This window comes from Streptomyces sp. NPDC058525, assembly GCF_042719495.1.
Classification (GTDB): domain Bacteria; phylum Actinomycetota; class Actinomycetes; order Streptomycetales; family Streptomycetaceae; genus Streptomyces.
Map to the genome: position 1 here is coordinate 79566 of NZ_JBHXNP010000028.1, position 6792 is coordinate 86357.

Annotated in this window: 9 protein-coding genes; 8 read left to right on the plus strand and 1 reads right to left on the minus strand. The window is 72.8% G+C overall.

The window, feature by feature from the left end; all coding sequences use genetic code 11:
* Positions 1-11: 11 nt before the first annotated feature.
* Positions 12-902 carry a neutral zinc metallopeptidase gene (locus ACFWP3_RS15875; protein WP_384220886.1) on the minus strand — a complete coding sequence of 297 codons (891 nt, stop codon included), beginning with the start codon at positions 900-902 and terminating at the stop codon, positions 12-14.
* 282 nt (positions 903-1184) lie between these two features.
* Here ACFWP3_RS15875 and ACFWP3_RS15880 point away from each other — a divergent pair, with 282 nt between their 5' ends.
* The 8 genes from ACFWP3_RS15880 (at position 1185) to amaP (ending at position 6701) form a co-directional block, all read left to right on the plus strand.
* Positions 1185-2783 carry an ABC-F family ATP-binding cassette domain-containing protein gene (locus ACFWP3_RS15880; RefSeq protein WP_384220888.1) on the plus strand — a complete coding sequence of 533 codons (1599 nt, stop codon included), beginning with the start codon at positions 1185-1187 and terminating at the stop codon, positions 2781-2783.
* A gap of 335 nt (positions 2784-3118) precedes the next feature.
* Positions 3119-3340 (plus strand): helix-turn-helix domain-containing protein, encoded by a 222-nt coding sequence (locus tag ACFWP3_RS15885; protein ID WP_030010789.1) that lies wholly within the window; start codon positions 3119-3121, stop codon positions 3338-3340.
* 158 nt (positions 3341-3498) lie between these two features.
* Positions 3499-4278, plus strand: coding sequence for an enoyl-CoA hydratase/isomerase family protein (locus ACFWP3_RS15890; protein ID WP_384220892.1), 780 nt, complete (start codon positions 3499-3501; stop codon positions 4276-4278).
* A 146-nt stretch (positions 4279-4424) separates the two neighbouring features.
* A complete protein-coding gene (locus ACFWP3_RS15895; protein WP_384220894.1) occupies positions 4425-4856 on the plus strand; it encodes an Asp23/Gls24 family envelope stress response protein in 432 nt (143 codons plus the stop codon).
* A 17-nt stretch (positions 4857-4873) separates the two neighbouring features.
* On the plus strand, positions 4874-5059 hold the full coding sequence (locus tag ACFWP3_RS15900) for a hypothetical protein (protein WP_384220896.1): 186 nt from the start codon (positions 4874-4876) through the stop codon (positions 5057-5059).
* Positions 5060-5180: 121 nt separating this feature from the next.
* The gene (locus ACFWP3_RS15905; protein WP_384220915.1) at positions 5181-5549 is read left to right on the plus strand and encodes a hypothetical protein; all 369 of its coding nucleotides are present in this window, start codon (positions 5181-5183) and stop codon (positions 5547-5549) included.
* Positions 5546-6139 (plus strand): DUF6286 domain-containing protein, encoded by a 594-nt coding sequence (locus ACFWP3_RS15910; protein ID WP_384220899.1) that lies wholly within the window; start codon positions 5546-5548, stop codon positions 6137-6139. The genes ACFWP3_RS15905 and ACFWP3_RS15910 overlap by 4 nt, the downstream gene beginning before the upstream one ends.
* A gap of 4 nt (positions 6140-6143) precedes the next feature.
* Entirely contained in the window at positions 6144-6701 is a 558-nt protein-coding gene (gene amaP, locus ACFWP3_RS15915; protein ID WP_384220902.1) for an alkaline shock response membrane anchor protein AmaP, read from the plus strand.
* Positions 6702-6792 lie beyond the last annotated feature (91 nt).

Sequence of the window (6792 nt, forward strand, 5' to 3'; positions counted from 1 at the left end):
GCCGCCGACAGTCAGCGGAAGGTGTTGCACTGGGCCATGTCGCCGGTGCGGTAGCCCTGGTAGAACCACTGCTGGCGCTGCTCGGCCGACCCGTGCGTCCAGGACTCCGGATTCACCCGGCCCTGGATCTTCTCCTGGATCCGGTCGTCGCCGACCGCGGCCGCCGCGTCCAGGCCGTCGCGGATGTCCTCGTCGGTGAGCCGGGTGATCAGCGGCCGGCCGGTGGACTCGTCCGGGGTGCGCGTCGCGTTGTGCGCCCACACCCCGGCGTAGCAGTCCGCCTGGAGCTCGACCTTGACGGCGTTGCTGGCCGCGCCCTGCTGCCCGTCCTGGGCCCGCTGGAGCGTCCCGGTCAGGTTCTGGATGTGGTGCCCGTACTCGTGGGCGATCACGTAGGCCTGCGCGAAGGGGCCGCCGCTCGCGCCGAACTTCGTCCGCAGGTCGTTGTAGAACGCCAGGTCCAGGTAGACCCGGCGGTCGGCGGGGCAGTAGAAGGGCCCGACCGCCGAGGTCGCCGCCCCGCACGCGGTGTTCACGCGGTCCTTGAAGAAGAACGTGGTCGCGGGGGTGTAGGTGCCGCCGCGCCGGGTGAACTCCTGCCGCCAGAAGTCCTGGGTGCTGTTGACCACCGCGACCAGCCGGCAGTCCTCCCGGGCGTTCGCGTCCCGCCCCTTCTTGCAGGTCTGCTCCACCTGGCTGACGGAGGACGCGGCGGGCGCCGGCTCCGTATCGCCGGAGGACAGCCCCAGCTGCTCGGGCCCCACCCCGAAGAGAAGGCCCATGACCAGCGCGATCAGCCCGACGATGCCGCCGCCGATCGTGGCCCTCCCGCCCGGGACGCGGCTGCCGCGCACGTCCTTGACCTCGGAAGTGTCCAGATTGGCGTCGTCGTCGAACTGCATGCCGCACCGCCCTCCACTCGTGGGACCAGCCAGCGGGGCCGCAGGGCCGCCCCTGCGGCGAGTATCAACCCATTCATCCCGTTGCGCGTCCCGGCCCGCCGGTGCGCCCCATGGGCCGGACGGGGGACACCGGGGAGGGCCGCGGGGGCGCCCACCGGCCCGGAAACCAGTTGCACAGCCCCGGTAGAATGACTCCCATGGCAAATCTCCTCGCGGATTAGCGGCGTCGAAGTCTCGCGTCCTGCCCCCCTTCCGCCGTCCCGACCGCCCTGGAGCATTTCCGTGATCACCGCCACCGGTATCGAGCTGCGCGCCGGCGCCCGCATCCTCATCGACTCCGCTTCCTTCCGCATCGCCAAGGGCGACCGCATCGGCCTGGTCGGCCGCAACGGAGCGGGCAAGACCACCCTCACCAAGTGCCTCGCGGGCGAGGGCCAGCCCGCGGCCGGCACCATCACCCGCTCGGGCGAGGTCGGCTACCTCCCGCAGGACCCGCGCACCGGCGACCTCGACGTCCTGGCCCGCGACCGGATCCTGTCCGCCCGCGGCCTCGACGTCCTGATCAAGAAGATGCGCATGAACGAGGAGCGCATCGCCACCGGCGCCGGCGCCACCCGGGAGAAGGCGCTCAAGCAGTACGAGCGCCAGGAGACCGAGTTCCTCACCAAGGGCGGGTACGCCGCCGAGTCCGAGGCCGCGACCATCTCGGCCGCCCTCAGCCTCCCGGACCGGGTCCTCGGCCAGCCGCTGCACACCCTCTCCGGCGGTCAGCGCCGCCGCGTCGAGCTCGCCCGGATCCTCTTCTCGGACGCCGACACCCTGCTCCTCGACGAGCCCACCAACCACCTCGACGCCGACTCGATCGTCTGGCTGCGGGACTACCTGAAGAACTACCGCGGCGGCTTCGTCGTGATCTCCCACGACGTCGACCTGGTCGAGACCGTCGTCAACAAGGTCTTCTACCTGGACGCCAACCGGTCCCAGATCGACGTCTACAACATGGGCTGGAAGCTCTACCAGCAGCAGCGCGAGGCCGACGAGAAGCGCCGCAAGCGCGAGCGCCAGAACGCGGAGAAGAAGGCCGCGGCCCTGAACTCGCAGGCCGACAAGATGCGCGCCAAGGCCACCAAGACCGTCGCCGCGCAGAACATGGCCAAGCGCGCCGACCGGCTGCTCGCGGGCCTGGAGGCCGTCCGCGTCTCCGACAAGGTCGCCAAGCTGCGCTTCCCGGACCCCGCGCCCTGCGGCAAGACCCCGCTGACCGCCGAGGGCCTCTCGAAGTCCTACGGCTCGCTGGAGATCTTCACCGACGTCGACCTGGCCATCGACAAGGGCTCCCGCGTGGTCATCCTCGGCCTCAACGGCGCCGGCAAGACCACCCTGCTGCGCCTGCTGTCGGGCACCGAGAAGCCCGACACCGGCACGGTCGTGCCCGGCCACGGCCTCAAGCTCGGGTACTACGCCCAGGAGCACGAGACCCTCGACCCCGAGCGCACGGTCCTGGAGAACATGCGCTCCTCCGCGCCCGACCTGGACCTGGTCGCCGTACGCAAGACGCTCGGCTCCTTCCTGTTCTCCGGGGACGACGTGGACAAGCCCGCCGGGGTGCTCTCCGGCGGCGAGAAGACCCGTCTGGCCCTGGCCACGCTGGTCGTCTCCTCGGCGAACGTGCTGCTGCTCGACGAGCCGACGAACAACCTCGACCCGGCCAGCCGCGAGGAGATCCTGGGCGCCCTGCGCACGTACAAGGGCGCGGTCATCCTGGTCACGCACGACGAGGGCGCGGTCGAGGCGCTGGAGCCGGAGCGGATCATCCTGCTGCCGGACGGCGTCGAGGACCTGTGGGGTCCCGACTACCGGGACCTGGTCGCCCTCGCCTGATCCAATTCCTTATGGATCATTCGGCTCAGGGGTGATCCATCATCTGAGTGAGACGGTCTCGTACCGTTGCGCGTCGTACGACGGCCCCGGCCGCGCTCGGATGAGTGCGCGACCGGGGCCGTTCGTCTGCCCGGCTCCCGCCCCTGACCTGGTGATTCCCCAGGAGGGCGGCGGAGTGTGACGGAGGTCATGCGGCGGAAGAGAAGATTCCGTTCTGCTCGGGTGTCCACCCCTCGAGAAATGCGGCCGTACCGACCTTGCGGAATGGGTGGCCAGGAAGCGTGGGAGGGGTGATCATGAGAAGTCCAGAGCGCACTTCCCACGAGGAGGCACGGGTGGCCGAGACTCTGAAGAAGGGCAGCCGGGTAACCGGCGCCGCGCGCGACAAGCTCGCGGCAGACCTGAAGAAGAAGTACGACTCCGGTGCGAGTATCCGGGCGCTGGCCGAAGAGACCGGCCGGTCCTACGGATTCGTCCACCGGATGCTCAGTGAGTCCGGGGTTTCGCTGCGCGGTCGCGGTGGCGCGACCCGGGGCAAGAAGGCGGCTACGGCCTGACCCCGGACCCAACGGTTCCGACGCTCGAACGTTCCACAGGCTCCACATGGTCCGACGTTTCCTCCGGTGACCCCCGGTCGGCCGCCCGGTCGACTGGGTGGTTACTGTGCAGTCACTTAGGCCGGCTTTGCGGCCGACTGCACACCGGAGGCATACAGATGACTCTGCTCGACAAGGACGGCGTACGACTCACCGTCGACGACTCGCTCGCCACGGTGACACTGACCAATCCGGCCAAGCGAAACGCCCAATCCCCCGCGCTCTGGCGGGCTTTGGCGGAGGCCGGAAGGTCGTTGCCGGGCACCGTCCGGGTCGTCGTGCTGCGCGGCGAGGGCAAGTCCTTCTCCGCCGGGCTCGACCGGCAGGCGTTCACCCCCGAGGGTTTCGAGGGCGAGCCGTCCTTCCTCGACCTGGCACGCGGTTCGGACGAACTGCTCGACTCCACGATCGCCGAATACCAGGAGGCATTCACCTGGTGGCGGCGTAACGACATCATCTCCGTCGCTGCGGTGCAGGGGCACGCGATCGGCGCCGGCTTCCAGCTCGCGCTCGCGTGCGACCTGCGCGTGGTCGCCGACGACGTGCAGTTCGCCATGCGCGAGACCAGCCTGGGTCTGGTGCCCGACCTGGCCGGCACCCAGCCGCTGACCTCGCTGGTCGGCTATGCCCGCGCGCTGGAGATCTGCGCCACGGGCCGCTTCGTGCACGCCGAGGAGGCCGAGCGGGTGGGCCTGGCCAACCTCGTGGTCCCCGCCGACGAGCTCGACGCCGCCGTCCAGGACCTCGCCACCGCGCTGCTGGCACCGCCGCGCGACGCCGTCATCGAGACCAAGGCGCTGCTCCGCGACGCCCAGTCCCGGCCGTACGACGACCAGCGCACCGCCGAGCGCGCCGCCCAGGCCCGCCGTCTGCGCGACCTGGCCGGGATCTCGGACTGACCTGCGCCGCCGTCGCCGGGGGCGCTACCCCCGGCGCGGGGCGGAGGCCCGGAACTTTGCGCCGAGTCGGCGCAGTCCTGCGGCGGGGGCGGCTTCGCGCGCTTACCGTGGTGCGGAGTGAGTCCGTACGCGCGAAGGGACATGCGATGACCGAATCCGCATCGGGCAGCCCCGGCAAGGCGCCCGCCGACCGTGGCCGCACCTCCATCGCCGACGGAGTGGTCGAGAAGATCGCCGGACTGGCCGCGCGCGAGGTGGTCGGCGTACACGCCATGGGCAGCGGCAGCGGGCTCTCCCGTACCTTCGGCGCCGTCCGCGACCGTGTCCCCGGCGGCGCGAAGGCCTCCGTCAGCCGTGGGGTCAAGGCGGAGGTCGGCGAGGTCCAGACCGCCCTCGACCTGGAGATCGTCGTCGACTACGGCGTGTCGATCAGGGACGTCGCCCGGGCGGTCCGTGAGAACGTCATCTCGGCGGTCGAGCGGATGACCGGCCTGGAGGTCGTCGAGGTCAATATCGCGGTCAGCGACGTCAAGCTGCCCGACGAGCCCGACGACGAGCCGGAGTCCCGGCTCCAGTAGCCGAGAGGAGCCACGCAATGAGCATGGCGGTCGCAGGCCTGTTCGCCGGCATGGCCCTGGCCTTCGCCGGGTACTTCGGCGGTTTCGGAGCCTTCCTGCTGGTGGCGGCGCTCGGCACCATCGGCTTCGTCGCCGGCCGTTTCCTCGACGGGGACCTGGAACCCGGAGACCTGTTCCGGCGCCGCGACGACCGGCGCGGGTGAGGCGCCGATGAGCGGCATCCCGCCCAAGGCCGACCCGCCCAAGGCCGACCCGCCCCAGGCCGACCCGCCCCGGGGCACCCCGCCCCCGGCCGCCCGGCCCGGCGCCACCCCGCCCACGGCCGTGCCGCCCCGGGCTGCCGCGCCCCGGGTGGACCCCGCCGACCGGGGGGCCACCCGGATCGCCGACCGCGTCGTCGCCAAGATCGCCGCCCAGGCCGCCCGGGAGGCCATCGCCGAGCCGCCGCCGGGCCGGGGAGCGGCCCCGCACGCCACCGTCACCGTGCACCACGACATCGCCCGCGTACGGGTGAGCCTGGAGCTGGACTACCCCTCCGACCTCGGCGCCCAGTGCGCGGCCGTACGCCGGCAGGTCGCCCTGCGGATCGAGCAGTGCGCGGCCATGTCCGTACCCGAGGTGGACATCGACATCGAGCACCTGCACTCCACGCACGTCCGGCCCGTCGCCGGGCGGGACCGGCGGCTGCGGTGACGGACACCACCTCCCGGGCGCCCGACGCCCCCCAGGCCCCGCACGAACCCCGCGCCCGCCGGTTCCGCTCCGCCCGGCGGGTGCCGGCCGCGCTCACCGCGCTCGCCGTCCTGGGGGTCGCGGGGCTGTTCCTGTACGACCTGGCCGCCGTACGGGCCGGCCGGCCCGGCATGGGCTGGCGGCGCGAGCTCGCCCGGCAGCTGGACCGGCAGACCCCGGCGGACCTGGGCGTGCTGCTGGGCGGCGGGGCCCTCGCCCTCGCCGGCGCGCTGCTCCTGCTGCTGGCGCTCGCCCCCGGACTGCGCGCGATCCTGCCCATGCGGACACCGGACGCGGGCGCGGACACCGGGCTGCGCGCCGGTATCGGGCGCAAGGACGCGGCGCAGGTGCTGCGGGACCGGGCCATGGAGGTGTCCGGGGTACGGACCGTCCGGGTGAAGGTGGGCCGCTCCCACGTCGGGGTCCGGGCCACCTCGCACTTCCGCGAACTGGACGACGTACGCGCCGACCTGGACGCCGTGCTCGCCGTCGGCATCGGGGAACTCGGCCTCGCGCACCCGCCGCACCCGCGCGTACGGGTCAGGAGGTGACGCGATGCTCGGGGCGGTGAACCGGATCCTGCTGGCCCTGACCGGCCTGGTGCTGCTCGCGGCCGGGGCCTCGGTGCTCGCGGCCGCCTGGCCGCTGGCCGGCCGTCACGCGCCGCTGCTCACCGAGGAGGCCAGGCGCAGGTACTGGCACGCCGACGGCTGGTGGTGGTGGGCGGTGATCGCCGGGCTCGGACTGGGCGTGCTGCTGGCGCTGTGGTGGCTGCTGTCCCAGCTGAGGCGCGCGCGGCTGCGGGCCGTGGAGGTCGACACCGGGGACGGGGCGTTCGCCCTGCTGCGGGGGCGGGCCCTGGAGGAGGCGGTGGCGGCGGAGGCCGGCGCCCTGGACGGGGTCGCCCGCTGCCGGGTCGCGCTGCGCGGCAGGCGCGGCTCGCCCGCCCTGCGCATCGCCCTGGAGCTGGAGCCCCACGCCGTCCCGGCCGATGTGCTGGCCGCCCTCGCGGGCCCGGTGCTGGCCCACGCCCGGGCCTCGGCGGGCCTCGCCGTACTGCCGGCGGAGGCCCGCCTGAAGGTGACGTCCCACAAGGCCCAGCGCGTCACCTAGTGCTGTGACCGGGAAGGTTCACCGGGTCGCGACGCTCCCCCAGCTACCGCTGGGAGGTGCCCCCAGGCACGGCACCTCGCCGCGTTGTCGG

Excerpts from the sequence above, each read along its gene's own strand:
- ACFWP3_RS15875 (WP_384220886.1), bottom strand. The coding sequence starts at position 902 with ATGCAGTTCGACGACGACGCCAATCTGGACACTTCCGAGGTCAAGGAC.
- amaP (WP_384220902.1), top strand. The coding sequence starts at position 6,144 with ATGCTCGGGGCGGTGAACCGGATCCTGCTGGCCCTGACCGGCCTGGTG.
- ACFWP3_RS15900 (WP_384220896.1), top strand. The coding sequence starts at position 4,874 with ATGAGCATGGCGGTCGCAGGCCTGTTCGCCGGCATGGCCCTGGCCTTC.
- ACFWP3_RS15895 (WP_384220894.1), top strand. The coding sequence starts at position 4,425 with ATGACCGAATCCGCATCGGGCAGCCCCGGCAAGGCGCCCGCCGACCGT.
- ACFWP3_RS15890 (WP_384220892.1), top strand. The coding sequence starts at position 3,499 with ATGACTCTGCTCGACAAGGACGGCGTACGACTCACCGTCGACGACTCG.